This is a genomic window from Qipengyuania vulgaris, from assembly GCF_009827325.1.
Classification (GTDB): Bacteria; Pseudomonadota; Alphaproteobacteria; order Sphingomonadales; family Sphingomonadaceae; genus Qipengyuania; species Qipengyuania vulgaris.
On the sequence record NZ_WTYC01000001.1, the window covers coordinates 172,642 to 199,039 of the forward strand.

The 26,398-nt window shown below is 60.6% G+C and carries 26 protein-coding genes, 1 tRNA gene and 1 other RNA gene; 10 read left to right on the forward strand and 18 right to left on the reverse strand.

All coding sequences use genetic code 11. The annotated features are described in order from the left end of the window. The first annotated feature begins 16 nt into the window (after positions 1–16). Positions 17–889 (forward strand): 3-methyl-2-oxobutanoate hydroxymethyltransferase, encoded by an 873-nt coding sequence (gene panB / locus GRI69_RS00885; protein ID WP_160726445.1) that lies wholly within the window; start codon positions 17–19, stop codon positions 887–889. A gap of 14 nt (positions 890–903) precedes the next feature. Beyond that, positions 904–1,971 (forward strand): DUF475 domain-containing protein, encoded by a 1,068-nt coding sequence (locus GRI69_RS00890; protein ID WP_160726446.1) that lies wholly within the window; start codon positions 904–906, stop codon positions 1,969–1,971. Here the strand turns inward: GRI69_RS00890 and GRI69_RS00895 are convergent. The 5 genes from GRI69_RS00895 to GRI69_RS00915 form a co-directional block, all read right to left on the reverse strand. Beyond that, positions 1,904–2,875 (reverse strand): bile acid:sodium symporter family protein, encoded by a 972-nt coding sequence (locus GRI69_RS00895; RefSeq protein WP_237452876.1) that lies wholly within the window; start codon positions 2,873–2,875, stop codon positions 1,904–1,906. The two genes, GRI69_RS00890 and GRI69_RS00895, sit on opposite strands and share 68 nt — an antisense overlap. Before the next feature lie 61 nt (positions 2,876–2,936). Next, positions 2,937–4,301, reverse strand: coding sequence for a PEP-CTERM-box response regulator transcription factor (gene prsR / locus GRI69_RS00900; RefSeq protein WP_160726448.1), 1,365 nt, complete (start codon positions 4,299–4,301; stop codon positions 2,937–2,939). Continuing rightward, entirely contained in the window at positions 4,301–6,409 is a 2,109-nt protein-coding gene (gene prsK / locus GRI69_RS00905) for an XrtA/PEP-CTERM system histidine kinase PrsK (RefSeq protein WP_160726449.1), read from the reverse strand. Before prsK ends, prsR begins: the two co-directional genes overlap by 1 nt. Before the next feature lie 188 nt (positions 6,410–6,597). Next, the gene (locus GRI69_RS00910; protein ID WP_160726450.1) at positions 6,598–6,894 is read right to left on the reverse strand and encodes a hypothetical protein; all 297 of its coding nucleotides are present in this window, start codon (positions 6,892–6,894) and stop codon (positions 6,598–6,600) included. An 81-nt stretch (positions 6,895–6,975) separates the two neighbouring features. Next, complete coding sequence (locus tag GRI69_RS00915) at positions 6,976–8,358, reverse strand: helix-turn-helix domain-containing protein (RefSeq protein WP_160726451.1); 1,383 nt, start codon at positions 8,356–8,358, stop codon at positions 6,976–6,978. Positions 8,359–8,512: 154 nt separating this feature from the next. On the opposite strand from GRI69_RS00915, the gene GRI69_RS00920 reads away from it, so the two are divergent. After that, positions 8,513–10,111, forward strand: coding sequence for an isocitrate lyase (locus tag GRI69_RS00920; RefSeq protein WP_160726452.1), 1,599 nt, complete (start codon positions 8,513–8,515; stop codon positions 10,109–10,111). A gap of 20 nt (positions 10,112–10,131) precedes the next feature. Further along, entirely contained in the window at positions 10,132–10,314 is a 183-nt protein-coding gene (locus tag GRI69_RS00925; RefSeq protein ID WP_160726990.1) for a hypothetical protein, read from the forward strand. A 109-nt stretch (positions 10,315–10,423) separates the two neighbouring features. Here GRI69_RS00925 and GRI69_RS00930 read toward each other — a convergent pair whose 3' ends face one another. From GRI69_RS00930 to efp, 6 genes are all read right to left on the reverse strand, one after another. Further along, entirely contained in the window at positions 10,424–11,764 is a 1,341-nt protein-coding gene (locus GRI69_RS00930; protein ID WP_160726991.1) for an amidohydrolase, read from the reverse strand. Positions 11,765–11,889: 125 nt separating this feature from the next. Next, a complete protein-coding gene (locus tag GRI69_RS00935; RefSeq protein WP_337191002.1) occupies positions 11,890–13,716 on the reverse strand; it encodes an SLC13 family permease in 1,827 nt (608 codons plus the stop codon). 112 nt (positions 13,717–13,828) lie between these two features. Further along, positions 13,829–13,913 (reverse strand) — tRNA-Leu (locus GRI69_RS00940). Between the two features lie 79 nt (positions 13,914–13,992). Beyond that, on the reverse strand, positions 13,993–14,811 hold the full coding sequence (locus tag GRI69_RS00945) for an inositol monophosphatase family protein (protein ID WP_160726453.1): 819 nt from the start codon (positions 14,809–14,811) through the stop codon (positions 13,993–13,995). A gap of 9 nt (positions 14,812–14,820) precedes the next feature. Beyond that, complete coding sequence (locus GRI69_RS00950; RefSeq protein WP_160726454.1) at positions 14,821–15,174, reverse strand: hypothetical protein; 354 nt, start codon at positions 15,172–15,174, stop codon at positions 14,821–14,823. Between the two features lie 10 nt (positions 15,175–15,184). Next, complete coding sequence (gene efp / locus GRI69_RS00955) at positions 15,185–15,748, reverse strand: elongation factor P (protein WP_160726455.1); 564 nt, start codon at positions 15,746–15,748, stop codon at positions 15,185–15,187. A gap of 141 nt (positions 15,749–15,889) precedes the next feature. On the opposite strand from efp, the gene GRI69_RS00960 reads away from it, so the two are divergent. Then, entirely contained in the window at positions 15,890–16,255 is a 366-nt protein-coding gene (locus tag GRI69_RS00960; protein ID WP_237452877.1) for an elongation factor P, read from the forward strand. 4 nt (positions 16,256–16,259) lie between these two features. Here the strand turns inward: GRI69_RS00960 and GRI69_RS00965 are convergent, their stop codons facing one another. The 3 genes from GRI69_RS00965 to thiE are packed head-to-tail and all read right to left on the reverse strand — an operon-like array spanning position 16,260 to position 18,857. After that, positions 16,260–16,961, reverse strand: coding sequence for a M23 family metallopeptidase (locus GRI69_RS00965; RefSeq protein WP_160726456.1), 702 nt, complete (start codon positions 16,959–16,961; stop codon positions 16,260–16,262). 17 nt (positions 16,962–16,978) lie between these two features. Next, positions 16,979–18,172, reverse strand: a complete 1,194-nt coding sequence (locus tag GRI69_RS00970) for a L,D-transpeptidase family protein (RefSeq protein WP_337191003.1) — start codon at positions 18,170–18,172, stop codon at positions 16,979–16,981. A 52-nt stretch (positions 18,173–18,224) separates the two neighbouring features. Beyond that, on the reverse strand, positions 18,225–18,857 hold the full coding sequence (gene thiE, locus GRI69_RS00975) for a thiamine phosphate synthase (RefSeq protein ID WP_160726995.1): 633 nt from the start codon (positions 18,855–18,857) through the stop codon (positions 18,225–18,227). Positions 18,858–18,935: 78 nt separating this feature from the next. Between thiE and GRI69_RS00980 the strand changes: the two genes are divergently transcribed. Next, positions 18,936–19,328, forward strand: coding sequence for a hypothetical protein (locus tag GRI69_RS00980; protein WP_160726457.1), 393 nt, complete (start codon positions 18,936–18,938; stop codon positions 19,326–19,328). Between the two features lie 18 nt (positions 19,329–19,346). Here the strand turns inward: GRI69_RS00980 and GRI69_RS00985 are convergent, their stop codons facing one another. After that, the gene (locus GRI69_RS00985; protein ID WP_160726458.1) at positions 19,347–20,234 is read right to left on the reverse strand and encodes a fructose bisphosphate aldolase; all 888 of its coding nucleotides are present in this window, start codon (positions 20,232–20,234) and stop codon (positions 19,347–19,349) included. Positions 20,235–20,358: 124 nt separating this feature from the next. Here GRI69_RS00985 and GRI69_RS00990 point away from each other — a divergent pair, with 124 nt between their 5' ends. After that, on the forward strand, positions 20,359–21,117 hold the full coding sequence (locus GRI69_RS00990) for a flavodoxin family protein (RefSeq protein WP_160726459.1): 759 nt from the start codon (positions 20,359–20,361) through the stop codon (positions 21,115–21,117). Positions 21,118–21,129: 12 nt separating this feature from the next. Here GRI69_RS00990 and GRI69_RS00995 read toward each other — a convergent pair whose 3' ends face one another. The 3 genes from GRI69_RS00995 to tkt form a co-directional block, all read right to left on the reverse strand. After that, complete coding sequence (locus GRI69_RS00995; protein ID WP_160726460.1) at positions 21,130–22,329, reverse strand: phosphoglycerate kinase; 1,200 nt, start codon at positions 22,327–22,329, stop codon at positions 21,130–21,132. 111 nt (positions 22,330–22,440) lie between these two features. Beyond that, positions 22,441–23,448 (reverse strand): type I glyceraldehyde-3-phosphate dehydrogenase, encoded by a 1,008-nt coding sequence (gene gap / locus GRI69_RS01000; protein WP_160726461.1) that lies wholly within the window; start codon positions 23,446–23,448, stop codon positions 22,441–22,443. 15 nt (positions 23,449–23,463) lie between these two features. After that, entirely contained in the window at positions 23,464–25,455 is a 1,992-nt protein-coding gene (gene tkt, locus GRI69_RS01005) for a transketolase (protein WP_160726462.1), read from the reverse strand. A 179-nt stretch (positions 25,456–25,634) separates the two neighbouring features. On the opposite strand from tkt, the gene GRI69_RS01010 reads away from it, so the two are divergent. From GRI69_RS01010 to ssrS, 3 genes are all read left to right on the forward strand, one after another. Continuing rightward, a complete protein-coding gene (locus GRI69_RS01010; RefSeq protein WP_160726463.1) occupies positions 25,635–25,817 on the forward strand; it encodes a hypothetical protein in 183 nt (60 codons plus the stop codon). Beyond that, positions 25,814–26,146 (forward strand): cell division protein ZapA, encoded by a 333-nt coding sequence (locus GRI69_RS01015; protein WP_160726464.1) that lies wholly within the window; start codon positions 25,814–25,816, stop codon positions 26,144–26,146. The genes GRI69_RS01010 and GRI69_RS01015 overlap by 4 nt, the downstream gene beginning before the upstream one ends. 11 nt (positions 26,147–26,157) lie before the next feature. Beyond that, positions 26,158–26,325: non-coding RNA, 6S RNA (gene ssrS / locus GRI69_RS16460), on the forward strand. The last annotated feature ends 73 nt before the right edge of the window (positions 26,326–26,398 follow it).

Sequence of the window (26,398 nt, forward strand, 5' to 3'; positions counted from 1 at the left end):
TTGCTAGGGCACCCGCATGTCGACGACCTTCCAGCTTGATACGAGCACCAGCCGGGCCAATCCCACTCCGCAGCCGATGAAGCGGTTGACCGTGCCAAAAATCCGCGCTCACAAAGCGGACGGGGAAACCAAGCAGCCCCTGGTCATGCTCACCGCCTACACGGCGCGGCAAGCGCAATTGCTCGACGCGCATTGCGACCTTTTGCTGGTGGGCGATTCGCTGGGACAGGTGATCTACGGCCTCCCCTCCACCATACCGGTGACGATGGAAATGATGTCGAACCATGCGGCAGCCGTGGTACGCGGAAGCTATCGTTCGGTGGTCGTGGTCGACATGCCATTCGGCTCTTACGAAGCCTCGAAAGAACAAGCCTTCGCGAGCGCATCTCGCCTGTTGAAGGAAAGCGGCGCGGCAGCAGTGAAGCTCGAAGGTGGCGAGCAGATGGCCGAAACGGTCGCGTTCCTGAACCAGCGCGGCATCCCGGTAATGGGGCATGTCGGTTTGACCCCGCAGGCGGTCAATGTGCTCGGCGGCTATATGGCGCGCGGTCGCGACAATGCCGAAGCGGACAAGATCGTCGGCGATGCAAAGGCATTGGACGAGGCCGGGGCCTTTGCCATTGTGCTCGAAGGAGTTCTCGAACCTATTGCCATCGAAGCTACGAAAGCGGTGTCGTGTCCGACGATAGGTATCGGCGCATCCGCCCAGTGTGACGGGCAAGTTCTGGTGACAGACGACATGCTGGGCATGTTCGAACGTGTGCCCCGCTTCGTGAAGAAATACGAAAATATCGCTGAAGTCATCGAGAATACCGTCGCACAATATGCACAAGAAGTGCGCGACCGAAGCTTCCCGACGCCTGAACAAACCTACCAGCCCAAGGGCTGAGGAACCCCACCCCGATGAACACGATACGCCAGTATTATACCTTTTCGCTCGCCTTCACGGCAGTCTGCTTCGCGTTGGCAGCCTGGTACGGATGGAGCAGCACCGGGTCGATCACTGCCACTTTGGGCATCCTCTGGATCGTGCTGGTACTTTCCATCTTGGAGGTTTCGCTCAGCTTCGACAACGCCGTGGTCAACGCCACCGTCTTACGTGAAATGGATCCGGTCTGGCAGCAACGCTTCCTCACGATCGGTATCCTCATCGCGGTCTTCGGCATGCGGATCGTGTTTCCGATCGCGATCGTTGCAATTGCAGCGGGTGTCGGGCCGATCGAGGCCATTTCGCTATCGCTGAACGATCCGCAGGAATACGAACGGATCGTTTCATCAGCCCACATTGGCATTGCCGGTTTCGGCGGCGCGTTTCTTGCTATGGTCGGCCTGAATTTCTTCTTCGACAGCGACAAACAGATCCACTGGATCGCGGTGCTGGAGCGTGCCGTAAACAAATTCTCCAACGTCCCGGCCGTAGAAATCGGCATTGTCCTGCTCCTGATTTATGGCGTTTCAACCATGCTCACGCCGGATGATGCAATCGTCTTCCTGACCGCCGGGATACTCGGTCTCGTCACATTCATCGGTGTGCACGCGATTGCCGCGATCATCGAACAGCGCGAAGCGCGGAAAAAAGCCGCCGGTGAAATCGTTAAGTCCGGGTTTGGCGGATTTCTTTATCTCGAGGTGCTCGACGCGAGTTTCAGTTTCGACGGTGTCATCGGCGCCTTTGCGCTTTCGAACAACATGATCATCATTGCGCTAGGTTTGTCTGTTGGCGCGATGTTCGTGCGCTCGATGACCATCCACCTCGTCCGTACAGGAACGCTGGCTCAGTATCGTTATCTCGAACACGGTGCCTTCTGGGCGATAATCGTACTGGGAATGATCATGCTTTTGTCCGCGCGCTACCACATCCCCGAAACCATCACGGGCCTGATGGGCGCGGCCTTGATCGGCCTCAGCTTCGTGTGGTCCGTCCGTCATAATCGGAAGCATGGTGACGAACCGATCCAGCTAGATAACTAGCTATCGGAGCGGCCAGCACCAGTTGAAAGAAATGGTAGAGCAAAAGGGGCAGGACGATAAAGCCTGCCATTTCGGGCGCAAAGAGCACCGTCGCCAACGGCGCACCGATCGCTGCTGATTTTTGTGCACCAGCGAAAAGAAAGGCGACGCGATCGGATTGCGAAAGCAGCAGTGCTGTTCCGGTTAGCCATGCCCCGACGTGACCAATGACCAGAAAGGCCAGAACCAGTAGGCCGGTCCATAGCCAGCCGACACCATCGATGCGGGCCCAGACGTCTTGCTCGACCGCGCCGGAAAAGGCTACGTAAACAGCCAAGGCGATCACCAGTCGGTCGAGCGTGGCAATTCGCGGCTTGTGAGAAGCTATGAGCTCTTGCGTTCGGCCTTGTATCAGTTGCCCAATCGTAAAGGGGACAATCAAGATTGCAATGATCTTCAGAACGGCATCGGACCCCACCATTCCGTCCCCTGCCCCACCCAGGGCGAGAAACAGCGGTACGCTCAGGAAAACGCCGATGAGGCTAAGCAAGGCAGCCGCAATAACCGATAGGGCCACATTCCCCCGCGCAAGCGAGCTATAGGAAGTCGACGATTGGATCGTCGTCGGCAACACGCCGAGATAGAGAAAACCTGTAGCTACGACTGTCGGAACATCTGCAGGTGCCAGACGCGAAAATCCCAGTCCGACCAGCGCCATGGCCCCGAACACCCAAATCGATAAAGGTAGCAAAAAGCGCACATTGGCAGTGCCGGCGATAATTTCGCTGCGTCGGATGCGCATTCCGTTGAGCAGAAACAGTACGAAAATTCCGATATTTGCCGCCCATTGGGCCAAGCTTCGCGCGTCTCCCGTCGCTGGCAGAATAGCTGCCAACGCAATTGCCAGCGCCAGCATCCGCAGCATGGGATCGGAGATGATACTGCGCAGTGCCATAGTTGCGCCCTAGCTTCGACAATAGCCGAAGTCAGGCCTGCAAATCATACTGCTTTAGCAGATCATAAAGTGTGGGCCGACTGATACCGAGCAGCTTCGCCGTCATGGAGATATTACCTTGGCTGCGGGCCAAGGCCTGACGGATCATCCTTCGGTCGGCGGCTTCGCGTGCCTGTTTCAGGTTCAGAGCCATCTCGCCGTCCTCGGCACGCTCTCCAAGATCGAGATCCTCCGCACTTATCAGCTTGGCATCGGCCATGATTACGGCGCGCTTCACGCGATTTTCAAGTTCGCGGACATTGCCGGGCCAACTCCAGGAATCGATCACCGCGAGTGCGTCGGGGGCGAAGCCTTTGACCTGGGGGTTCATCTCCGCGGCGAAGCGGGTGAGAAAATGCTTGGCCAGGAGAACAGCGTCCCCGGGTCGCTCGGATAGGGTCGGAATTTTCACTACAACCTCGGCCAGGCGATAGAACAAGTCCTCGCGAAACGTCCCCTCGCCAATCATGGACTCGAGATCCTGATGCGTTGCACAGACGATCCGGGTATCGACCGAAATAGGCCTGCGACCTCCAATACGCTCGATTACGCGTTCCTGCAGAAAGCGCAGCAGTTTGACCTGCAATGGCAGGGGAATGTCTCCCACCTCGTCCAGGAACAGCGTGCCGCCGCTCGCCATCTCTATCTTGCCTTCAGTCGTCTTCACGGCACCGGTGAAGGCACCCTTCTCATGTCCGAACAATTCGCTCTCGAGGAGGTTCTCCGGGATTGCTGCACAGTTTATCGCAACGAAGGCGCCGCTTCTGCGATCACTGGCCTGATGTAGTCCCTGTGCCAAGAGTTCCTTGCCCGTGCCGCTCGCTCCCAGCAGCATGACCGAGACCTTGGTTGGGGCCACGCGTTCGATGGTTCGGGCCACTTTCGCCATTTCAGGGGCGGCCGTTATCATCGTGCCAAGTACGGTTTTATCTTCACCCACCTTTCCGGCGAGGCGGCGGTTTTCCCCCTCGATCTGACTTAGCCGGAACGCCCGGTTCACAATCAGTCCGAGTTCCTCGATATCGACCGGTTTCTGGTAGAAATCATAAGCACCGCGTTCGATTGCCTGAAGGGCACTCTCACGCGCACCATGCCCAGATGCGACGACGACCTTGGTATCCGGCTTCATTGCCATGATCGCATCGAGGACGGCGAAGCCCTCGCTTGTTCCGTCAGGATCTGGCGGCAATCCGAGATCAAGCGTGACCACGGCGGGCTCTTCGCTGCGCATGGCTGCCAGTGCCTGATCGCGATTGCCCGCGATAATCACCTCGTAATCGTCATAAGCCCATTTTAGTTGCGCCTGCAGGCCTTCGTCGTCTTCAACTATCAGCAATTTTGGTGCGTTCTGGGCCATCAGGCAATTTCCTTCCGCTCGGCGGAGTAGGAGGACTTCAGGAGCTCATGCGCCGATTGGAGCGGCAGGCTCAGGGTGAAACGTGTCCCGAGATCAACCCGGGATTCCACCTCTACGCGCCCGCCCATCGAACGTATCATCTCGCGCGCTTCGTATGCTCCGATTCCGAAGCCATCTTCTCTTGATGACACGAAGGGCTTGAACAACCCGTTGCGGAGGAAGGTCGGTGTCATACCTCGCCCGCTGTCGATGATCTGCACCACTCCGGAAATGCCGTCGCTATAGGATTCGAGCATTACTGCGCCGCCGTCCACGCTCGCATCAATGGCATTCTGCACGATATGAGACAGCGCCTGCTCAAATGCATCGGCCTGCCCATTAACAAGCATCGGCTCGCTGCGGACCAGCAGGACCTGATGGTTTCGCGCATATCTTTCGCAGGTGGCTCGGACCATCGCGGACATGTCGAATGCGCCAGTATCCTCCTGACCTCCCTTGGCATAGCGGCCGAGACGAGAAAGCATCGTGTTCAGCTTGTCTGCACTGTTGCGTACGGTGATCAGCATATCCTTGCGGAATTCGGGATTTTCAGCATGCTTTTCCGCATTGCGCAGCAATAGCGACATCTGGCTGGAGAGATTCTTGATGTCGTGCATGACGAACGCCATTCGGCGGTTGAATTCGTCGAACCGCGCAGCTTCGGAAAGCGCTTCCTGGCTTGCCTGCTCCGCGAGATAGCTGGCCAACTGCCTGCCGACGATCGCCAGAAGATCGAAATCCTCCCAATCCAGTTTTCGTTCGATCTCCGGCCGGGCAAGGATGATTACGCCTATCAGGCGATCGAAATGCAGAAGCGGGACCGCCGCCCACGCCTGCAGATTTTCCAACAGCCAGGAAGGTGCATGCTCGAGTTCCCCCTGGTGCTCTATCCCGGCGCGAGCCTCGTCGAAATCGAGGATCAGTCCTTCATTTTCGAAGATGGTGGCCAAAGCAGAAGGGATCGGATTGGCGGGCACCTCCATCTGGGGCCAACGCCAGTTCGCACATTGCTCAACCTGTCCTTCTTCGTTCACCAAGAGAAGCAGCCCTGAAGGGCTGTCCGTGATGTCGGCCAAGGACCGGATCGCTCGCTCCTGCAGGCTGTCCTCGTCAGGGCCGCCGAGGCCGATGGTGTGGGTGAAGCGGATCCACTCGTTCCGATAATCGAAGCGGTGCTTGAATAAATGCTTCACCGCGGTGACCCGCAACCAGCCCCGCAGTCTGGCCGAAGGAAGCCAGATAAGTGTCAGTGCACCTGCCGCGATGACGAGGCCAACTTGGGTCATTCGCGCAACGCTGCCCGATAGCACATCAAGCCAGCTCCCAAGACCGAGCATGAGGAGCAGATAAGCGCCGATCACCAGCAACGAAAGGAAATGGAAGGTCACGGCTCGCGAAGGCCTGAATGTCAAACCAGCCGCGCTCTTGGTGTAGCCTAGTGCGAAGGGCACGGCGATGATCATCACGGCCAAGCCACGAAGAGCGACCAACTCGATCGGAAACGATCCGACCAGATATGCGATGGTATAGAAATTCAGCGTGAATGCCCAGAATCCAGCCATAGCCGCTGCGTTCCAGCGCAGGATTTTGCGTGATGCGGGCGCGGCACCTACGTAAAGATTGTGTAGCAACACGAGCGCCCCAACGGCAACGAGAACGTGAAAGAGCGCGGAGGTCTGCGAGACAAGTGACTGCACATCCGCAGAAAAGGGATGACGTTGCTCGATACCGAGAAGCGCAAATTGCAGCATCTCCACGAATACCAGAGCCACCACGACCGGCCTGACAAGGCGAAGGCTTTCATCGCGGCCGTCGTTGGCAAAAATGCGGAAGAGAACGAAAATCCACGCGAGGTTTGCGAATATTTCGGTGAGACCCACAACCGGGTGTTCGAATTCGAAGCTAGCAGCGGCAATGCACCAATTGGCGGTGAATATCAGTGCAACGACACCCGCCCAGCGGTCTGAGCGGTCATCCGCACCCTTCCGCGCGATCCAGAACGCAGCGATCCCGCTGACAATCGCGCCGATCCCGTAACATAGATACGATAGGGAGACGGCCCAATCCATCAGGCCGGTCCTGCACCTTTTCCAGCCAAGCACACCACCGTCATATCTCACCCGCGCAATCGAACATCCTGTCCGCTGCCTAGCGTGAGATTGGTGAAATGTCGGTAAATTTTACATGATACAATATATGAAAAGCGCGAAGGACGGCCGGAGACGCCCCTCGCGCTTTGATGCCTGCAGTTGAGGCCTTAGTTCTCGACCGATTCCTGGACCGCGTCGCCTGCATTCTGGGCAGCATCGCCCACCTGGCCGGCGGCCTCGCCCACCTCGGCTGCGGCCCCTGCCACTGCATTGTCCTTGGCGACTTCGGCTCCGCTCATCTGAGAGAAGATGAAGATGGCACCAATGGCCAGTACCAGCACGATCAGGGCAATCACCCACCCGGATCGGCCGCTGCGGCGACCTTCGCCGTCGGTCACGACGGTGTGAGTGGTATGCGTATCGCCCGAGGGAGTGCGCGTTTCAGTTATCCGTTCTTCGGTCATTTCAAGTCCTTCCTGGAACCTTTATTGTGGCGAAAACGCGGCGAGGGGCAGAGCGGTTCCGCACAAAGAGGGTTAACGCACTTAGGGATCGCCGAATTCGAAAGGTGTGGTGCCCCTTCGCATCCGATCGAACTGCAACTTGCGGCCACGAGGAGGAAGAGATCGTTGAGGGCAGCTCTCACGGTGACACCGTGCGCAGCCGGGTCCGATCGGCTGGGCGTTGGCAGATCGGAGGGAAAGACCCCGCGCCTGCGCCAATTCACTGGCAAGTACCGCTTCGATCCCAACTGCGATGACGAAACGCGCCGAGCCTGCGGCTCCGCTGCCTTCGACGCTCCTCATCATCGTCAGCCACCCCCCCTGCACCTCGCTTGAATCTGCGAGCGAAACATATTGTACCACCAGCTCGCCGCCACGCTCGAACGCGCGATGCGCGTCCCAGAGGGGGCAGGAAACGTCTTCTCCGGCAAAACGCGCAGTGCTTGCGCCCATGAAGCTCTTGGAAAACTGCCCGGCCCGATCGAGACGAACCATGAAGAACGGCAGACCGCGTTGGCCGACACGCTGGAGCGTCGTAAGGCGATGCGCGAGTTGTTCGAAACTCACCGAAAAACGGCGTTCCAGCACAGGGAGATCGTAACCGGTCGCTTCGCAGGCTCTCAGGAAGCGGCCATAGGGCATGAGCAGCGCCGCCGCGAAATAGCCGTCGAGATAGCGCTTAAAGAGTGCACGTGCAGCCTCGTCCTTGAATTGAGCCCCTTGTGCCACGGCCATAATCTCGTCGCGTTTTTCGAGTTGCGCGATCTGGAGAGCGAGCTGGAAATTGCGCGAGGCGGGTCCCAGCATTTCCGAAAGCTGGACCTGGCGAGCATGCAGGTCGAGCCGACTGAGGCTGTCCGGCAAGACCTCCTGCGGCAATATTCGCACCGAAAGCTGATGGCGCTCGCGCAGACGTTCCGTCAGCGCAAGCCCGATGTCACCGCGTGAGAGACGCATTTCGTCCGCGAGTTCTTCTGCAGCGTGATCGAGGTCGGCGAAATGGTTCCGCCAGCGCTCGATCTCCTGCCGCGAGGCAGCGAGGGGATCGTCCCCGGGATCGCCGCCGGGTCCGACATTGTCGTAAAGCCGTGCAAAAGCGGCGGCCGCATGCGGGGCTGTCGCAAGGAACTCGTCAAGCTCTTCCCTATCGATTCCCAGATCCACAAAGCGTTCGTCGGCGAAGCGACGCACAAGGCCGTCCAGTCCGCCAATGCTTTCATCCTCTCGTATGCTTCGCGGATCGAAGTCGAACTGCTCGACCAGAGCCATGATCACGCGCGCGCTGACCGGGCGCTGATTACGCTCGATCAGATTCAGATAACTGGGCGAAATCGATAGTCTTCCAGCCATTGCCGCCTGCGACAGCTTTTCGCGCTTTCGAAGACGGCGAATGGCCGGCCCGGCACGCACATTCCCGTCAGCCATTTTTGTAAATTCCTTGACAGCTTGACAAGGTGATTAGCCAATAAAGCCAATTTAGACAACAAATCTTGTAAATTTCTCTCTCTCATTTGCGCTTCGGTGCCCATAGTCCCTGCAACGCCTTCGGCAGGCGACCCGAGCATCAGGAGACGACCCAATGACCTACCAGAGCAACATCGCGGAAATGAACGAAGCGATCGGTCGCAGCGGAGATAGCTGGGCCGCGATCGACGCTGCCAGCGCTGCTCGCATGGCTGTCCAGAACCGCTTCCCGACCGGGCTCGATATCGCCCGCTACACCGCGAAGATCATGCGCGAAGACATGGAAGCATACGATCGCGATCCGGCAAACTACACCCAGTCGCTCGGCTGCTGGCACGGATTCATCGCGCAGCAGAAGATGATCTCGATCAAGAAGCACTTCGGCAGCACCAAGCGCCGGTACCTCTATCTTTCGGGCTGGATGGTTGCCGCGCTGCGCAGCGACTTCGGTCCGCTGCCTGACCAGTCGATGCACGAAAAGACGTCGGTCCCGGGTCTGATCGAAGAAATCTACACTTTCCTCAAGCAGGCGGACGCCCGCGAACTCGGGATGATGTTCCGTGAACTCGACGAGGCGAAGGCCGGGGGCGACGCGGTGAATACACATCGCCTGCTCAAGGAAATCGACGAGCACCAGACGCATGTCGTGCCGATAATCGCCGATATCGACGCCGGATTCGGCAATGCCGAAGCGACCTACCTGCTCGCCAAGAAGATGATCGAGGCGGGCGCTTGCGCCTTGCAGATCGAGAACCAGGTGTCGGACGAGAAGCAGTGTGGCCACCAGGATGGCAAGGTCACCGTGCCGCATGAGGAATTCCTCCAGAAGATCCGCGCCATCCGCTATGCATTCCTCGAACTTGGCGTTCCAGAGGGCATCATCGTCGCTCGCACCGACAGCCTCGGTGCCGGCCTCACCAAGCAGATCGCGTTCTCCAAGGAACCCGGTGATCTGGGCGACCAGTATAACAGCTTCCTCGACTGCGATGAGGTCGACACTGCTGACATCAAGAACGGTCAGGTCTTCATCAGTCGCGATGGCAAGCTGCTCGCTCCGAAGCGGTTGCCCAGCAACCTTTACCAGTTCCGTGCTGGAACCGGAGAGGACCGCTGTGTCCTGGACTGCATCACCGCGCTCCAGAACGGGGCCGACCTGCTGTGGATCGAGACCGAGAAGCCGCATATCGGCCAGATCGGCGGGATGGTAAGCCGCGTTCGGGAGGTTATCCCGAATGCCAAGCTGGTCTATAACAACTCGCCCAGTTTCAACTGGACCCTCAGCTTCCGCCAGCAGGTTCACGATCTCTGGGAAGAAGCGGGCAAGGACGTCTCGGCCTATGACCGCGCCAAGCTGATGAGCGTGGATTACGACGGCACCGATCTCGCCGCCGAGGCCGACGAGCGTATCCGCACCTTCCAGAAGGATGCGGCGCGCGAGGCGGGCATCTTCCATCACCTCATCACCCTGCCGACATACCACACGGCAGCACTGAGCACCGACAACCTCGCCCGTGAATACTTCGGCGAGCAGGCGATGCTTGGTTACGTGAAGAACGTGCAGCGCGAGGAGATCCGCCAAGGTATCGCCTGCGTGAAGCACCAGAACATGGCCGGATCGGATATCGGCGATGACCACAAGGAATACTTTGCCGGCGAAGCGGCCCTCAAGGCCGGCGGCAAGGACAATACCATGAACCAGTTCGCTGCGGCGTAAGGAGAGGAAGGATGACTACGATGACCGAAGACACTCCGAAGACTGAACCGGGTCGCGCCCGCGCCCTTTTTTCGACCGCCGATTTCCGCCTGCTCCGTACCGCTCTCACCAGCTACGCGCGACAGACGGAGGACCGCGAGGAACTGGCCAAGATCAACGCGCTGCACCACCGCCTCGGCACCTACGTGCCGTCGGACGCCTGACTGGGCTCAAGTAACGAAGAGGTAGCGCGAGAAGCGCCTATCCTCAAAAAGTTCTCCTGGGGAGGAGAAGCGGCTGCCGGAGTGCCCCAACGCTCCGGCAGCCGTCAATTTATCCGCCGTTGGCTGGCATCAGGTCGAGTGCCGCAGCAGCGAGTGCTTCGGCACCGGTCCGCACAACCGCTTCCGCGTCTGGCGCCCAGAACGGCGAATGCAGAGACGGGAGGGGCTTGCCCTCCTCTTCCAGCGCAGTGAGCATTTCGGCCGGGGTTCCGCTGATCCAGAAGATCATCGATTTTACGTCATCCGGCGCAGCGCGGCGAAACTGGCTGAAATCCTCGCCGCCCATGACTGCGGGCCATTGCATGACGCGGTCCTCGCCGAACCGCTGGCGGAAACCGGCTGCAAGCTCTTCGCTGAAGTCGGGATCGTTGAAGGTCGAGGGCGTATAGGGCTCTTCCACCGTCACCACAGGATAGAGATCTTCGGACAATCCTGTAGTGATCGCTTCGCCGCGGGCTACGCGCTTTATGCCGTCGAGCAGCAGTTGGCGGCTTTCATCCGAATAGCTGCGCACGGTCAGTTGTAACTTCGCCTCGTCGGAAATGATGTTGTGTTTCGCGCCCGAATGGAAGCTGCCGACCGTTATAACGGCGGGATCGAGAGGCGAGGAATTCCGGCTGACGATCGTCTGCAGTTTCATGACGATCGCGCTGGCCAGGACAATCGGGTCCTTGGTGGTGTGCGGATAGGCACCGTGTCCGCCAACTCCCTTAACAGTGATATCTACACTGTCGACGTTCGCCAGTGCATACCCGGGTGTATAGCCGATTGTGCCCGCCGGTGCGGGCGCGGCCGCATCGTGAAACGCAATCACATATTCGGGCTTGGGGAACCGCTCGTACAATCCGTCTTCCAGCATTGCGAGCGCACCCAGACCCAGCTCCTCGGCAGGCTGGAGGATCATGACCAGCGTGCCCTGCCATTCGTTCTTTCGCTCGGCCAGCAATTGGGCAGCGCCGATGAATCCGGCCATGTGCGTATCGTGTCCGCATGCATGCATGACACCCGTCGTGACACCGCTGGCGGGCGTAGCCGTTTCCTTGCTGGCAAAGGGAAGCCCGGTCTGCTCGACAACGGGCAGCCCGTCCATGTCTGCACGCAGCATTACGGTAGGACCGTTGCCATTGCGCATGACCGAGACCACGCCCGTTTGCCCCACGCCCTCGGTTACCTCGAAGCCAAGCGCTCGCATACGTTCGGCGAGCTTGGCGGCCGTCTCGTGTTCTTCGAAGCTGAGCTCGGGATGGGCATGAAGGTCGCGGTAAAGCTCCATCAGACCGGGCATGTCTTCGTCTAGCGAAGTGCGCAGGTCCTGGGCGCTAGCCGGCGACGCGAAAGCGAGCGTCGTTACGCAAGCGGCAGCGAGTGCTTTAGAATGAATATAGGACATAGTCTGGTACCCCTCCAGAATGGAAAACATGGAACGCGGGGCCAAAGGGGAAAACTTCCTGCCTCCGGTCTTCCCCGCGTTCTGCGCTGCAAGACTGGCAGAGGCGCGCGCGATAGGAAAGGCCCTTAGAGCTGGTAGGTCAGGACCAGTCCCACAGAAAGCGCAGCAACCATGATCACCACCAAGGGGATTCCGGTGCGGATATAATCGCCAAATTCATAGCTGCCCTCGGCCATTATGAGCATATTCGTCTGATATGCGATCGGCGTCGCATAGCAGAGATTGCAGCCGAACAGCACGGCCAGCACCAATGGCTCTGGCGGCAAGCCGAGTTGCGCAGCGATGCTGAAGGCAATCGGCGTACCGACGGTGGCCGCAGTCGCGTTCGACGCGAAGTTCGTGAGAAGAGTGACAAACAGCATGATCGCAGCGAGCACGCCTGCAGGCGGCAGATGCTGCAGGCCGGATGAAATCAGCAGTCCCAGCCAGTCTGCCGCCCCACTTTCCAGAACGATCCGTCCGATCGCAATACTGGCGGCGACCAGTACGATCACCTTGCCGGACAAGGCACGGCCGACCCGGTCGAACTTCACGCAACCGGTCACGAACATCAAGATCGCACCCGCCAGCGCTGAAATGGCGATCGGAACCTTGAGCAAGAAGAACCCCTCGCTCCCGAAAAAGGGTAACCCGACCGAGGCAAGGGCCACCGATCCGATCATGATGGCCGCGGCAAGCGTTGCTTTCGAGCGGCGCGGCAATTCGCGCATGCCTTCGAGCTTGAGGAGACTATCGCCTTGGGCGAAATTTTGCAGGTCGTCGGGCAGACCCATCACGAGCAAGACGTCGCCCTCGACGATACGCATGTCCCCGCCGACAGAGAATTTATTCCTTTCCCCTACCAGCCGCTTGGGCCTGTGAAGGCCAATCACCGCTACACCATAGAGGTCCGCAATCCCTGAAGTAGGCAGGGTCCGGCCGATGAGGCGAGAGTCGGCCGTGACGGTCATTTCGACGACGGCAATATCGATGCGCTTTTCCTGGGAACTCCGACGGATACGCTCCATCACCCAAGAAGGCGCAGCGTCCCCCCGAAGAACTCTTGCGGCTTCCTCGATCACCTCGTGAGTGCCGGTCATGGTGAGGCGCTGGTTCGCCCGCATCAATCCGGGTGGCACTTCCTCGAACTCGATTCCTTCCGGGAGGCGCTTGACCACTTCGGCCAATTCGCGCCCGTTGAGCATCGAATCCTCGGTCACTCTCAACCGGGTCACAAAGCGGCGCAATTCATGCTGATCGAAGACCCGGTTATCGCCAAGCAGGCGCGGCATGACCAGCCAGAGGTAAGGCAGGGCAAACACCGCCGCAAAGAGGACGATCGGCGTGTAATCGAATACGCCCATTTCGCGCATGCCGAGATCCACGGCGATAGATACGACGAGGATGTTCGTGGACGTACCAATCGTCGTGGCCATTCCTCCAATCAGTACCGCTGCGTTGATGGGGATCAGCGTCTTCGACGCCGGCATGCCTCCGCGGTGCGCCAGCGCGACGAAGATGGGCAGGAGAAGCACGAGTACGGGCGTGTCGTTGACCGCCATCGACAGAAACATCGCAACCACCAGCGAAATCAGCAGGCCGAGTTGCCCATTGATCTTGAAGACACGTTCAAGGAGGCGTGCAGCAGGTTCCAGCGCACCGGTAACGACCAACCCGCGCCCCATGATCATGAGGGCGCAAATGGTGATGAGCGCGTAGTGGCCGAAGCCCGAGAACGCGAGCGAGAGGCCGTCGGTCGGAGCCGTGCCTTCGAGCGGGAAAAAATAGAGCCCCACCGCAATCACGGCGATGGTCATCAGCGAGATAATCTCGACCGACATTCGCCCTCGAGCAAAGGCGATAAACATGGCGATCGTTACCGCCATGGCAGCAATCGCGTGGTAGGACGGCATCCCGATCATTCGGTCAGGTCAATCCCATCGCTATCGCCGAATATCAAGCGATTTCGCGAGCATATCGGGCGCTGAACCGCGGTCTTTTAAACCAGATTCCGATTGCGCTGGATGGTACCCCTGGCCGGACTCGAACCGGCACTTCGTAAGAAACTCGATTTTGAGTCGAGCGCGTCTACCAATTCCGCCACAGGGGCACTGTGTTGGAGCGCGACGCGTTAGCCGCGCCGCATCGCTCCATCAAGCATTCAATGACTTCGATGCATCAAGCGCTGACTATTTGAGCGCGTTGGCAAGCATCTTGTGCAGCTTGGAGTGCAACTGATCGTTCGCTGCGAGGACCTGCTTGGAATGAATCTGCTGCGAACGGCCGCGGTAATCCGAGACGAATCCTCCCGCCTCACGAACGATCAGGCAGCCAGCTGCCGTATCCCAGTCTTTCAGACCGCTTTCCCAGAAGCCGTCGAAGCGACCCGCCGCAAGCCAGGCGAGATCGAGCGAGGCCGCGCCGAACCGGCGGATGCCCGCCACGTTCGGGCCGATGGCGTTGAAAATCTTGGACCACTCGCCGAAATCGCCGTGCCCCGCGACAGGGATGCCAGTTGCGATCAACGCTTCCGATGGATTGCGGCGAGATGAAACGCGCAGGCGCCCGTCATGCAGCCACGCGCCGCGCGTCTTCTCGGCCCAGAAAGTCTCGTCGGTCACCGGGTTGTAGACCACCGCAGCGGTGACATCGCCCCAATCGTCGCTACCCAGCTTGCGCTCCTGCACGGCAATGCTGATCGCGAAATGCGGGATTCCGTGAAGGAAGTTGCTGGTTCCGTCGAGCGGATCGACGATCCAGCGCGGCATCCCATCCTTGCCCTCGATGGTGCCCGCTTCTTCCATTTCGAAGCCCCAGTCCGGACGCGCAGCCAGAAGCTCGTCGTAGATCGCACGCTCGGCGCGCATGTCTGCCTTCGATACGAAGTCGGCAGGGCCCTTGCGGCTAACCTGCAGGTGCTCGATCTCGCCGAAGTCGCGGCGCAGGCGGCCACCCGCCTTGCGGGCGGCCTTCTCCATCACGCGGATCAGTCCGGAAATTGCGGCCATTATACTCTCTTATTCGGTCAGGACACGGATCGAACGGGCCTGGAGGTGGATGTCGCCCCACTCGCAGGCCATGTCGAACTTCGTGCCTTCGATGTTGAATGTCTCGATTGCGAAGCGGCGCTGCATTCCATCGCCGGCGGTCTCGCGCCGATCGAGTTGCAGCTTGCTGATCCCGGCGAACTTGAGCAGGCCGGGATGCCAGCAGCATTCCTCATCCGCGCCCGGATCTTCATAGTCCGGATGCGCAGGCTCGAGGCAGAAATCCATCTCCAGCGTCAACTCGTCATCGTTGATGATGACTGCGCGCAACGTGCTCTTGGCGATGTCGATATTATCGAACCGACTGGCGATGGATTTGCCCATGTGACCGCCCTTAGCTCGCCTTGCCGACGTAGCTCTGATCGTAGACGTCGACGATGATGCGCGTCCCGCTTCCGATATGCGGAGGAACCATGATGCGCACGCCGTTGTCCAGCACGGCAGGCTTGTAGCTGGAAGAGGCAGTCTGTCCCTTCACAACGGCATCTGCCTCGACGATTTCGGCTTCGATCTGCGCGGGAAGCTCGACCGAGATCGGCTTCTCTTCCCAAAGCTCGAGCTTCACCTGCATTCCGTCCTGCAGAAACGGGCGGGCATCGCCCAGAAGATCGCTCGGAAGCGTGATCTGCTCGTATGTGTTCTGGTCCATGAAAACGAGCATATCGCCATCTTCGTAGAGGAACTGGTATTCTTCGGTATCCAGACGGACCTTTTCGACCGTATCGGCACTGCGGAAGCGGACGTTGGTCTTGCGGCCATCCTGCAGGTTCTTCATCTCGACCTGCATGTAGGCGCCGCCCTTGCCCGGCTGGGTGTGCTGAATCTTGGCGACTTTCCAGATGCCGCCTTCGTATTCGATGATGTTGCCCGGACGGATGTCCACGCCGCTGATCTTCATGGGAGTCTGCCTCGATGTGAAAGAGCGCCGCCCGGCATCGGACGGTCGTGCGTGAGCGCCCTTACAGGCTGACAGGGCGCTCGGCAAGGCAGTGGAAATTTTGCCGCGATATCCCTATATGAGGGCCTTGGAGGGTATGAAATGAAATCGTTTGCTATCGCCGTCTTGGCGTCCGCTGCGACGCTTACCGCATCTCCCGCACTGGCGCAGGGCCGCCTCGGCCTGCTTCCGCAGGGCGAATATGTCTGCGCACTTCCAGGCAGCGCCGACGGGTCCGCCTGGCAAGAGGTCGAGGGGCGCAATTTCGCGATTACCGGCGCATCCAGCTACAAGGCCGGCAACGGGTCGGGCACCTATTTGATGGAAGGAAAGCGCATCACTTTTACCCGCGGACCAATGAAAGGCATGCGGATGATGCGCGTATCTTCGGGCATGCTTCAGGAAGTCGACCGCGGCGGAAAATTGGGTCGTCTGCGCTGCCACCGGGCAGGTCCGGTAAGCGACTGAAATTTCAGCGGCGGCTCAGCAACGGATACGGATTGACGGCATTGGCCGGTTCCCACCACGCCGCATCCGGCGTGGTTTGCAGGATGGCGAAATGCAGATGGGGCGCCTCGGCGGAGGCATTCCCGCTCGATCCCACCGTTCCCAGACGCTGGCCGCGGCGCAGCTGCTGCCCTTCCTTCAGGCCTTCGGCATATTCTTCCATGTGGGCGTAATAATGAATCGTTCGCCCGTCGGCCGAGCGGACGTAAATAGTGTTCCCGCCGGCATCGGAGCGGAACAGTTTTTCGATCGTGCCCGGGCCTGCAGCGATCACGCTGGTACCTCGCGGAGCCATGATATCGATGGCTTCATGCAATCGTTCGCCGCCGCTCCGAGAATCGGTGAAAGTGTCACTCAGTTCGGCGGGCCGGACATTCAGAACCGGGATGATCAGTTCTCTTGCGGCGCGTGCATCAACTTGCCTTGCGAAGTCGGTCGTCAGCGGCGCTGAGCTCCGTGCTTCCTCTGAGACAGGCGTTTCCGTTCCTGGCGGACCGGACCCGGCGCCGGCAGGTGAAGGACTCGGTGCCGCCTCGGCCGGACGAGTGGTATCGCGCTGGCTGTTGCCTGTCGCGTTTTCGATAAGGCTGCCACCCGCCACGATCCAGATCGCGCTGGTAACGGTGGCAGTGACGACGATGGTGAGCAGACGATCGATCAGGTTCATTTCAGCTCCCTAGCCCCTCAGCTCTCGAAAATCACCTGCGTCGATTGCGACACCATTCCGGCGAGCCGGGCAGCATCCCAATTGGTAAGGCGGACGCAACCGCTCGACTGGGCGCGGCCGATCGTTTCCGGGTCGGGCGTTCCGTGGATGCCGTAATGCTCCTTCGACAGGTCGATCCAGACTACCCCGACCGGGCCATTCGGGCCGGGTGGGAATGTGTGCACGCTATCGTCCGCATTATCCTTCCCAAGCACATCGGGGTCATATTGGTAAGGCGGATTGTATGCCTCACCCACAATGTCCCATTCGCCCAGCGGCAAGGGGAATTCGCTCGAGCCCGAACTGACGGTGAAAAGCGCGACAAGCTCTTCGCCCTGGTATGCCTTCAGCGTCTTGCCCGCCTTGCTGACCACGATCCGGTCCACCTCGGGCTGTTCGGTGCCCACTCCCAGGCTCGCGAGCGTCGTTTGCCAGTCGCGATCCTCTATCGCGCCCTTCTCGATGCGGTCGGCACCGATATTGGGCACGCGGACTTGCTGACCCGCCGCAAAATAGCCCTCGCTCGAATCTGCGGATGCAGGTTGATCGGCATCTCCTTCGCTCGGCCCGGCAGGCGAACCGGCCCCGGCAGGTCGTCCGTTCGGATTGAGTTCGCGGAGCACCTCTACCGTCGTGTGAAAGCGCTCGGCCAACCGCTCGTCGAGGGATTTGTATCCAAGCCTCTCCATCTCGACTTTCTCTGCCGGGTCCTCCGGAATCTCGTAATACCGGGCGTCTCCCCAGCTTGCGGGAATGGTGACAACGCGGGTCGCAGGTATCGAATCCCAGTCCGCCAGTGCCGTTTCGGTCTCCTCGTCCAGCTCGCCGGTGATTTCCAGCTCGTTGGCTTCCTGGAAACCGCGCAACGCGTTTTCCGTGCTCATGCCCATCTTGCCGTCGATTACGCCCGGCCCCCAGCCTTGCCGGTCCAGCACGACCTGCGCCTGCATGATCGGGCGTTCTTCCGGGTCGGGGATCGTCTCGGTTTCGCGCGGTTCATCGTCGTTCGATGCCATGGAGTCGGCGAGATTGTTCTCGTCGTAGGTTTCGTATCCGTAATCTTCGGCAGGTTCAGCCTGCACGGTGGCCGGTTCGGTTTCCTCTTCGGCCCCGTTCATACCGCATGCGGCGAGGGCAACCGAAGAAACTGCAACGAAAAGAAGGGTGCGCACGAGGTATCTCCTGAAACTTGGGGAGGCGACCCGCCCCGTTCAATAAGACAACTCATGCCTTGGAGATTTGCTCCACGAAGGCTTTCACCGCTGCAACTTCATCGCCCGACCATACTGCGCCGGATACCGCCAGGAAGTCTGCCCCAGCTTCGATGATTGGCCTGCAATTCTCCGGAGTAATCCCGCCAATCGCAACCGACGGAATTTCGACTATTTCGTGCCACCATTCGAGCAACTGCAATTCCGCACGATGCTCGGTCTCCTTGGTTGCGCTCGGGAAAAAGGCGCCAAACGCGACATAGTCGGCACCGGCTTCGCCTGCTTCGATCGCGAGATGGCGCGATGCATGGCAGGTCACGCCGATCTGGGCTTCGCGGCCGAGCTCCTCGCGCGCCTCCTTCACATCGCCATCGCCTTGGCCCAGATGGACGCCATCGGCCTTCAGTCTCTTGGCGAGCGCAACCGAATCGTTGACGATGAAGGCCACGTCGTGCGCCGCGCAGATTTCCTGCAATGGTTCGGCAAGCGCAGCGGCATCATGCTGGTCGAGCCCTTTCACCCGAAACTGGAAAGCGGTGACGACCCCCTTCCCCGCTTCGAGCGCGCGTTCGAGCCGGCGGGGGAAGTCGCCCGCCACGTCGAGCGGCGAGATCAGGTAAAGCTGCGTGGTTATCTTTTGGGCCATCGCTCCGCCCGTATCGCCAAGAACGCCATTCGTCGACATTCAGATTGGGGAAAGCGAAGCGGGCGCTATCTCGCGGCCATGGCAAGATTATTCGCGCTCGCGCTCATCGCCCTCCCGCTCGCTTCCTGCGCGGTAATCCCCGACACGCCCCGCGTGGGACAGGATGCGGCGGCACAGGGGACCCCGGTGGGCATTGGCCAACCCGTCTGGACGGGTGATGCGATCCTTACCCCGCTCGCGGTGGTGGAGGACAGCAGGTGTCCGGAGAATGCGCGCTGCGTATGGGCCGGCAAGCTTACCGTTTCGACCCGCATCACCTCGACCCACTGGGCGCAGACCGTGGACCTGACGCTGGGCGAACCGCACGAGGTCCTGAGCCGCACCTACGTGCTAGTCTCCGGCTTGCCGGAAAAACGGCAGGACCGCGAAACGCAGCCCGGCGAATACCGCTTCGTTTACGAGCGGCGCTAGGCCGCTCGCTGCGAGAGATCAGGCCACGCTGGCGGCGTGAATCCGGTCGATCGCGCTCGAAAGCGTGCCGTCGAATTCCTCATCGCTCTGCTGCTTGCGCAGATCCTGCAGCAAGCCGCGGCTGAAGCTGGCGATCATGCCGGGATTCTTTGCAAGCTCGCTGCAAGCCTCTTCCGTCGAATACCCGCCCGAAAGCGCAACCACGCGCAGCACCCTGGGGTGCTTCGTCAGCCCAGAATATAGCCCGGCGTACTTGGGGATCGAAAGCTTGAGCATGACCTGCTGGCTCTCGGGAAGAGCTTCCAGCCCCTCCTCGATCGCTTCCAGCATGATCTTCTCGCCCTCGGCACGGTCGGCAGAGGTGATGTCGTATTCGGGCTCGAGCATGGGCACGAGGCCGCAGGACAAGATGCGTGCGCCTTCTGCAAACTGCTGACGCACCGCTTCCTTGATCCCCACCGGATTGGCCGACTTGATCACGCTGCGCATCTTGGTGCCGAACACGCCGAGATCCTTCGCCCGCGCGCACATCGCCTCAAGGTTTGGGTTCTGCTTCATCAGCTGCGCGCCCTCGCGCTCGTCCTCGAGGCCCTTGTCGACCTTCAGGAAAGGAACGATGCCGCGTTCCTTGAGACGCGCTGGCACGCTCTTGCCGCCGCTCGTCCCTTCCATGGTCTTTTCGAACAGGATCGCGCCGAGGACCTTGCCATTGCCGAAACAGGGTGCCTCGATGATGCGCTGGCGCATTTCGTGGATGAGGCCGAACATCTGCTCATCGCCTTCCCAATCGCCTTCTTCCACGCCGTATCCGCGCAACGCCTTGGGGGTCGATCCGCCCGACTGGTCCAGCGCCGCGATAAAGCCCTGTCCGTGTGCGATCCGGTCGCGCATTTCGTCGAAAGTCATCTGTAAATCCCCATGGGCTGCATTCGTATGCGCGGCCCATACAAAAGGCCCTTCGCACCTGCAACAGCCTCCGGGCAACAATTCGCCACTTCGTTCGTAATCCACGGTAGAGACAGGAGAATCCATGCTCGACGAGACCCAGAAGAAGCTCTGTGAAGACCATTCGAACGATTATTCGGATCTGAAAGCGCTGACGGTCAACTGCACCTTGAAACGCTCACCCGAAGGCTCGCATACCGACAAGCTCCTCGGCGTGGTCGAGGCGATCCTAGTGCGGAACAATGTATCGCTCGATCAGGTGCGGCTGGTGGACCACGAGATCGCGCCGGGTGTCTATCCCGATATGACGGAGCACGGGGCGGAGAAAGACGACTGGCCCGATATCTGGAAGAAGGTGGAGGCTGCCGACATCCTGGTGGTCGGAACTCCCATCTGGCTTGGCGAAAAATCCTCGGTCTGCCAGCGCCTGATCGAACGGCTGTATGCCCATTCCGGCCAGACCAACGGGAAAGGCCAATACGTCTTTTACGGAAAAGTCGGCGGATGCATCGTTACCGGGAACGAAGACGGGATAAAGCACGTCGGCATGGGGGTGCTCTATTCGCTCCAGCATGTCGGCTACACGATCCCGCCGCAGGCCGACGCGGGATGGATCGGCGAAGCGGGGCCCGGCCCCAGCTATGGCGATGCCAAGGAAGATGGCAGCGGATATGTCGGTTTCGACAATGATTTCACCCGCCGCAACGCCACATTCATGACATGGAACCTGATGCACATGGCGCGCATGCTCAAAGACGCTGGCGGCATCCCGGCATGGGGGAATTCGGTCGACCTGTGGGAAGACGGAAGCCGCTTCGACGCACCGAACCCGGAATATCGCTAGGCCCGTTTCGCGTCAGGCCTTGAGCGCAGCCACCCCGGGCAAATCCTTGCCTTCCATCCATTCGAGGAACGCTCCGCCAGCGGTCGAGACGAAGGTGAAATCATCCTTCACACCCGCATGGGCAAGCGCCGCCACGGTATCACCGCCGCCGGCTACCGAGGTGAGGGAACCATCCTGAGTCAGCGCAGCCGCAGTCTTGGCGAGTGCGACGGTCGCCGTGTCGAAAGGCTCGGTCTCGAATGCGCCCAGCGGGCCGTTCCAGACCAGCGTGCGACAGGTCTTGAGCACGTCACCCAGAGCTTCGACGGCTTGCGGTCCGACATCGAGGATCATCTCGTCCGAAGCGACTTCGTGTACGTTGCAAGTCCGCATGCTCGGCGGGTTCGCCGCGAATTCCTTCGCGACCACGACGTCATACGGAAGATGGACGGTACACCCCGCATGATCGGCCTGATCCATGATGCGGTTCGCCGTATCGGTGAGATCGTGCTCGCATAGCGACTTGCCCACATCGACCCCGCGCGCGGCGAGGAAGGTGTTCGCCATTCCGCCCCCGATGATGAGGTGCTGCACCCTGCCGACGAGATTCTCCAGCACATCGAGCTTGGTGGAAACCTTTGCTCCGCCAACGACGGCCGCGACCGGTTGCTCCGGCCTGCCGAGCGCCGCATCCAGCGCCTTGAGTTCGGCCTCCATCGCGCGGCCCGCATAGGCCGGCAGATGATGCGCCAGGCCTTCGGTGGTGGCATGGGCGCGGTGCGCGGCGGAAAAGGCGTCGTTGACGTAGAAATCGCCGAGCGTGGCGATGCCCTTGGCGAATTCGGGATCGTTCGCCTCTTCACCGGGCCAGAAGCGGACATTGTCCAGCAGTCCGATATCGCCATCCGACAGGATGCCGATCGACTGTTCGACCACCGGTCCCTTGAGCTCGGGAATGAACATGATCTCCTTGCCCAGCACCTTTTCGACATCACCCTGCACGAAGCTGGTGCTCATTGTCGAATGACGCTGCCCCTTGGGACGCCCGTAATGGGCCAGCAGCAGGACCTTGGCCCCACGCTCGCATAGCTCGAGGATGGTGGGCTTTACAGCTTCGACCCTCGTGACGTCGGTGGCCGACCCGTCCTTCATAGGGAGGTTCAGGTCGACCCGCACGAGCGCGACCTTGCCGGTTATGTCGCCAAGGTCGTCCAGGGTCTTGAATTTCGCCATGAGCCAGTTCCGTTCGGGCTGAGCCTGTCGAAGCCCCGTTCTTACTTCTGGCCCAGCACTCAAAGAAAAGGACGGCCCTTCGACAAGCTCAGGGCGAACGGGTGAGATTTGCTAGAGGAACTTCGCCATCACGCCGGCGGTGTCGATCATCCGGTTCGAGAAGCCCCATTCATTGTCGTACCAGCTGACGACACGGGCAAGCTTGCCTTCCATCACGCTGGTTTCGAGGCTGTCGATGGTCGAGCTGGCCGGATAGTGGTTGAAGTCGGAAGAAACGAGCGGCTGGTCGGTATAATCGAGAACGCCCTTCATCTTGCCTTCCGAGGCAGCCTTGAGCGCTGCGTTCAATTCCTCGGCACTCGTGTCACGCCCGGGGGTGAAGACCAGATCGACGAGACTGACGTTCGGCGTCGGCACACGGACCGACGACCCGTCGAGCTTGCCGGCGAGTTCCGGCAGGACCAGGCCGACGGCGCGGGCTGCGCCAGTGGTGGTCGGGATCATGTTCTGTGCACCGCCGCGCGCACGGCGCATGTCGCCATGCATCTGGTCGAGCATGCGCTGGTCGTTGGTATAGCTGTGGATCGTGGTCATGAAGCCACGTTCGATACCCACGGTGTCGTGGAGCACCTTCGCCATCGGCGAAAGGCAGTTGGTGGTGCAGCTGGCGTTGGAGACGATCACGTCGTCCGCCGTCAGCGTTTCGTGGTTTACGCCGTAAACGATAGTGGCGGAAACGTTCTTCGCCGGAGCCGAAATGAGCACGCGCTTGGCGCCCGCCTTCAGGTGCGGTTCGGCCTGCTCGTGACTCTGGAAGAAGCCGGTGCATTCGAGCACGATATCGATGCCCTGCGATGCATGCGGCAGGTCGCCCGGGTCACGCTCGCTGGTGACTGCAATCGACTTGCCGTTCACGATGATGGCATTGTCCCCGACCTCGACGGTCCCGGGAAAACGGCCATGCGTGCTGTCATACTGGAACAGCAGGGCGTTGGATTTGGTGTCGGCTAGATCGTTGATGCTCACTAGTTCGAGATCGTGATCGTCGCGTTCCAGGATTGCGCGCGCCACGAGGCGGCCGATACGTCCGAAACCATTGATTGCAACCTTGGTGGCCATGCGAAAAGCTCCTGCTTAACCGTTCAATTTGTTCATGATTTGCGGAACGATGGCGTCCGCCGTGATACCGAATTTCTCGAAGAGATCGCTTGCCGGTGCACTGGCGCCGAAGCGATCGATCCCGATATTGAGGCCGTTCGACATGGTATAGCGCTCCCAGCCGAAGGTCGTACCGGCCTCGATGCTCACGCGCAGGATCTCGCCCGGCGCGACATTCGGCAACAGGTCCGCCTTGTAGCTTTCGTCCTGCTCGTCGAACAACTGCGTGCAGACCATCGAGACGACGTCCGCGCCCACGCCTTCCTGCTCCAGCCGCTCTGCACATTCCAGCGCGACATGGACTTCCGATCCCGTGGCGACCAGAATGACCCGGCGCTCGCCTTCGGCCTGCTTGAGGCGGTAGGCGCCCTTCGAGGACAGTCCGGTTTCGTCCGCGGAAGTACGGACCTGCGGCAGGTTCTGGCGGCTCAGCGCGAGTACTGTTGGACGATCACTCTCACGCAGTGCGATATCCCAGCACTCCGCCGTTTCGACTGCATCGGCAGGTCGCATGACCAGCAGGTTCGGGATCATCCGCAGCGACTGGACATGCTCGATCGGCTGGTGCGTGGGACCATCCTCGCCCAGCCCGATGCTGTCATGCGTCATCACGTAGATCGCGCGCGTCTGCTGCAGCGCCGACAGGCGGATCGCGGCGCGGCAATAGTCGGTGAAGACGAGGAAGGTGCCGCCATAGGGGATCACCCCGCCGTGCAGCGCCATGCCGTTCATCGCCGCAGCCATGCCGAACTCTCGGATGCCGTAATAGATATAGCGGCCCGAATAATCGTCAGCCGTGAACGGACCGATGCCGCCCGCCTTGGTGTTGTTGGAGCCGGTGAGATCGGCGCTGCCGCCCATGGTCTCGGTCAACTGGCCGTTGATCTCGCCGAGCGCCATTTCGCTGGCCTTGCGGGTGGCGACCTTCTGCGGCTCTGCGATCAGCGACTGGATATAGCCGTCGAGACTGAAGTTTTCCGGCAAGTCACCCGCCATGCGGCGTTCGAACTCTGTACGCTGGCTGTGGGCGGAGAGGCGGTCTAGCCATTCACCGTGCGCCCTTGCCCCGGCACCGGCCGTACCGCGCCAGTCGGACAGCACCTCTTCGGGAATTTCGAACGGCTTCGCTTCCCAGCCAAGCACATCGCGTGCGGCGGAGATTTCATCGTCGCCCAGCGGCGCGCCATGGGTGGCGCTGGTACCCTGCTTGTTGGGCGCGCCCTTGCCGATGACGGTGCGGCAGGCGATCAGCGAGGGGCGCTCGTTTGCCAGCGCCTCGTCGAGCGCGCGGCGGATATCATCGAAATCGTGACCGTCGCAGGTCGCGACGTGCCACCCGGTCGCCTCGTAGCGGGCCTTGATGTTCTCGCTCGTCGATAGGTCGGTCGAGCCGTCGATGGTGATCTGGTTGTCATCCCACAGCACGTTCATCCGGCCGAGCTTGAGATGCCCGGCAAGCCCGATCGCCTCGTGGTTGATGCCTTCCATCAGGCAGCCGTCGCCCGCGACCACCCAAGTGCGGTGGTCGACAAGGTCGTCGCCGAAATCGGCGTTCAGCTTGCGCTCCGCAATCGCCATGCCGACTGCCATGGCAAGCCCCTGGCCCAGCGGACCGGTGGTGCATTCGACGCCGTCGAGCAGGAAGTTTTCCGGGTGGCCCGCGCAGGGCGAACCCAGCTGGCGGAAGTTGCGGATATCGTCGATCGTCGGGTGCTCGTACCCCGAAAGATGCAGCAGGCTGTAGATCAGCATCGAGCCATGTCCGGCCGACAGCACGAAGCGGTCGCGGTCGGCCCAGTCGGTGGCCTTGGGATCGTGCCGGAGATATTCACTCCACAGCACGGTGGCCACATCCGCCATCCCCATCGGCATGCCGGGATGCCCCGAATTTGCCGCCTGCACCGCATCCATGGAAAGTGCCCTGATGGCGTTGGCCATCCGGACCATGCGAGCGGTGTCGAGACTCATGGGGATCATTCTCCGAAAATATGGGGCGATTCGACGCGCGCGCACCCTTCGCGGAGGGCGCGCGCAAGGTCAACCCGAGGCTCGGTGTGGAACGCCGCTCCGCCTTGCTTGCGCGATTTATCAACAGGCAGCCGCAAGCCTTTGCCAAGGCAGCCTCTTGGCGTTAATTCCGGACCTGTATGAGCGAGCAACGTATCTCCGGCGCTATTGATAGGATCGAACGCGCGCTTGCGCGGATCGAGGCGCAGGCCGGCAGATCCGGTGGCGAGGGCGAAATCGCGGCCCGCCACGAGGCGCTGAAAGCCCGTGTATCGGCAAGCCTCTCGCAACTGGACGATCTCATCGAAAGCCTCGAGAAATGAGCGATGTAAGGCTCAAGGTCGGCGGACGGCACTACACCGTTTCCTGCGCCGACGGGCAGGAAGAAAACGTCCAGCGGCTCGCGTCGGTGATCGACGGGAAGCTGGCGGCAATGGGCCCGAACCTGTCGAGCAACGAGGCCAAGAACCTGCTCTTTGCCGCGCTGATACTGGCCGACGAACTTGAAGATGCCCAAGGCAAGGCGGCGCGGGCAAGCGCCCCGCCCCCGCCCGCAATTGACACCGACCGCGTTGCCGAAAAGCTCGAACGGCTCGCAGTCTCGCTCGAAAATGCAGCGATGAGGCTTGAGGGCGGCTCGCAGACCTCCTAAATAGGGAAACGGCGGGGCTGCCCGGCACGAGCCGCATGAACATCCCTGAGGCTATAAGCAATCCTAGGGAGCTGTCCCTACCGGATTGGCGGGTTTGTCCTGGCAATCTGGATATACGGCGCCCACCTGACGTAAAGGCGTCAGAGGATTTTCCGGCAACGACCCATGGCGGTCCCGTCACTTATACTCGCTGCCGGAAGGCCGGTGGCCCGCTGCGCTTCCGCTGCCTTGGCGGAGAAGTTGTGATCGCGG

Excerpts from the sequence above, each read along its gene's own strand:
- panB (WP_160726445.1), top strand. The coding sequence starts at position 17 with ATGTCGACGACCTTCCAGCTTGATACGAGCACCAGCCGGGCCAATCCC.
- GRI69_RS00890 (WP_160726446.1), top strand. The coding sequence starts at position 904 with ATGAACACGATACGCCAGTATTATACCTTTTCGCTCGCCTTCACGGCA.
- GRI69_RS00895 (WP_237452876.1), bottom strand. The coding sequence starts at position 2,875 with ATGCTGCGGATGCTGGCGCTGGCAATTGCGTTGGCAGCTATTCTGCCA.
- prsR (WP_160726448.1), bottom strand. The coding sequence starts at position 4,301 with ATGGCCCAGAACGCACCAAAATTGCTGATAGTTGAAGACGACGAAGGC.
- prsK (WP_160726449.1), bottom strand. The coding sequence starts at position 6,409 with ATGGATTGGGCCGTCTCCCTATCGTATCTATGTTACGGGATCGGCGCG.
- GRI69_RS00910 (WP_160726450.1), bottom strand. The coding sequence starts at position 6,894 with ATGACCGAAGAACGGATAACTGAAACGCGCACTCCCTCGGGCGATACG.
- GRI69_RS00915 (WP_160726451.1), bottom strand. The coding sequence starts at position 8,358 with ATGGCTGACGGGAATGTGCGTGCCGGGCCGGCCATTCGCCGTCTTCGA.
- GRI69_RS00920 (WP_160726452.1), top strand. The coding sequence starts at position 8,513 with ATGACCTACCAGAGCAACATCGCGGAAATGAACGAAGCGATCGGTCGC.
- GRI69_RS00925 (WP_160726990.1), top strand. The coding sequence starts at position 10,132 with ATGACCGAAGACACTCCGAAGACTGAACCGGGTCGCGCCCGCGCCCTT.
- GRI69_RS00930 (WP_160726991.1), bottom strand. The coding sequence starts at position 11,764 with ATGTCCTATATTCATTCTAAAGCACTCGCTGCCGCTTGCGTAACGACG.
- GRI69_RS00935 (WP_337191002.1), bottom strand. The coding sequence starts at position 13,716 with ATGCCGTCCTACCACGCGATTGCTGCCATGGCGGTAACGATCGCCATG.
- GRI69_RS00945 (WP_160726453.1), bottom strand. The coding sequence starts at position 14,811 with ATGGCCGCAATTTCCGGACTGATCCGCGTGATGGAGAAGGCCGCCCGC.
- GRI69_RS00950 (WP_160726454.1), bottom strand. The coding sequence starts at position 15,174 with ATGGGCAAATCCATCGCCAGTCGGTTCGATAATATCGACATCGCCAAG.
- efp (WP_160726455.1), bottom strand. The coding sequence starts at position 15,748 with ATGAAGATCAGCGGCGTGGACATCCGTCCGGGCAACATCATCGAATAC.
- GRI69_RS00960 (WP_237452877.1), top strand. The coding sequence starts at position 15,890 with ATGAAATCGTTTGCTATCGCCGTCTTGGCGTCCGCTGCGACGCTTACC.
- GRI69_RS00965 (WP_160726456.1), bottom strand. The coding sequence starts at position 16,961 with ATGAACCTGATCGATCGTCTGCTCACCATCGTCGTCACTGCCACCGTT.
- thiE (WP_160726995.1), bottom strand. The coding sequence starts at position 18,857 with ATGGCCCAAAAGATAACCACGCAGCTTTACCTGATCTCGCCGCTCGAC.
- GRI69_RS00980 (WP_160726457.1), top strand. The coding sequence starts at position 18,936 with ATGGCAAGATTATTCGCGCTCGCGCTCATCGCCCTCCCGCTCGCTTCC.
- GRI69_RS00985 (WP_160726458.1), bottom strand. The coding sequence starts at position 20,234 with ATGACTTTCGACGAAATGCGCGACCGGATCGCACACGGACAGGGCTTT.
- GRI69_RS00990 (WP_160726459.1), top strand. The coding sequence starts at position 20,359 with ATGCTCGACGAGACCCAGAAGAAGCTCTGTGAAGACCATTCGAACGAT.
- GRI69_RS00995 (WP_160726460.1), bottom strand. The coding sequence starts at position 22,329 with ATGGCGAAATTCAAGACCCTGGACGACCTTGGCGACATAACCGGCAAG.
- gap (WP_160726461.1), bottom strand. The coding sequence starts at position 23,448 with ATGGCCACCAAGGTTGCAATCAATGGTTTCGGACGTATCGGCCGCCTC.
- tkt (WP_160726462.1), bottom strand. The coding sequence starts at position 25,455 with ATGAGTCTCGACACCGCTCGCATGGTCCGGATGGCCAACGCCATCAGG.
- GRI69_RS01010 (WP_160726463.1), top strand. The coding sequence starts at position 25,635 with ATGAGCGAGCAACGTATCTCCGGCGCTATTGATAGGATCGAACGCGCG.
- GRI69_RS01015 (WP_160726464.1), top strand. The coding sequence starts at position 25,814 with ATGAGCGATGTAAGGCTCAAGGTCGGCGGACGGCACTACACCGTTTCC.